The sequence below is a fragment of the Vibrio sp. 10N.247.311.12 genome (genome assembly GCF_041467515.1).
Classification (GTDB): Bacteria; Pseudomonadota; Gammaproteobacteria; order Enterobacterales; family Vibrionaceae; genus Vibrio; species Vibrio crassostreae_C.
The window spans coordinates 1-1,066 of the sequence record NZ_JBFSUV010000107.1 but is presented as its reverse complement, the minus strand read 5'-3'; the positions used below and the strand labels follow the sequence as shown (position 1 = coordinate 1,066).

Here is a 1,066-nt window from a genome sequence, read left to right as displayed (position 1 = left end):
TCTTCGTTCAGCGTGTGGTCTAGATTACGATTAGGCTCAAAGCGCACTTCACCTTGAAGCGTGATGAATAGTTCACCTTCTGTGAAGCTAAACTGCTGCTCGCCGTTATCATTTTGGTCAAGCGTTCGAAGTTGGCCATCATAAGTGAATTGCGTCACCGTTGCGCCATCAGCACTTTGACTTGGCATCACATCAATGGTGGTGGTTGTCACAATGCCATCGGCAAGATTTGGCTCGACGATATCTAACGTATCATCTTGCATGATTTGAACATCATCGCCGATAGTGACGCTTAACGGAGACATCAGTGAATCATCGCCATCACTGTCTACCGCATAAACAGGCAGTTCAAAACTGAGGTCGTTGTTGCCGCGGGCATCTTGGTGGTCCAACGCTTCGATGAGCGTGAACGTGTATTCACCTAATGACCCAGAATTAAAGCTTAATGTGAATACTGTAGTTTCTACGTTTGTGGCACTGGTCGTAAAACCAATGTAGTCACCCGACCCTGTCGGATCTTCACGTAACTCAACGGCTAAACCGTTCGATTTAAGATCGTCGTTAGTATTGAACTCCGTTGGCTCAATACGGAAACGAACCACATCATCACTTTGATTGGTAAAAGTAATAATTTGAGTCGAGCTTACCGCGCTGCCACTTGGAACAGAGCCATCGCTCAGGTTAGTTTCAGAAAGAGTAACGCTCGGAATAACGTCAATCGTAGGGTTATCACCATCCGTAATCGTCAGCGTTACGGTTGAAGTCAGAGCGTCATTATCAAAATCACTTGAAGTCACCACAATCGACTTCACGATGTCTTCGCTTACCGAGTGGTCTAAATTACGATTTGGTTCAAAGCGCACTTCACCTTCAAGGGTGATATAAAGCTTACCTTCCGTGAAGCTAAACTGCTGCTCACCAGTGTCATTCTGATCAAGTGTTCTTAGTTGACCGTCATAGGTGAACTGAGTGATCGTCGCGCCATCAGCACTCTGATTTGGCATCACATCAATGGTGTTGGTTGTGATTGTGCCATCTGCAAGATTTGGCTCAGTGATATCTAACG

The 1,066-nt window shown here is 45.8% G+C and carries 1 protein-coding gene; it reads right to left on the bottom strand.

The window, feature by feature from the left end:
- Positions 1-1,066: hypothetical protein (locus tag AB6E30_RS22505; protein ID WP_372105331.1), on the bottom strand; the 1,066-nt coding region annotated here is incomplete at both ends.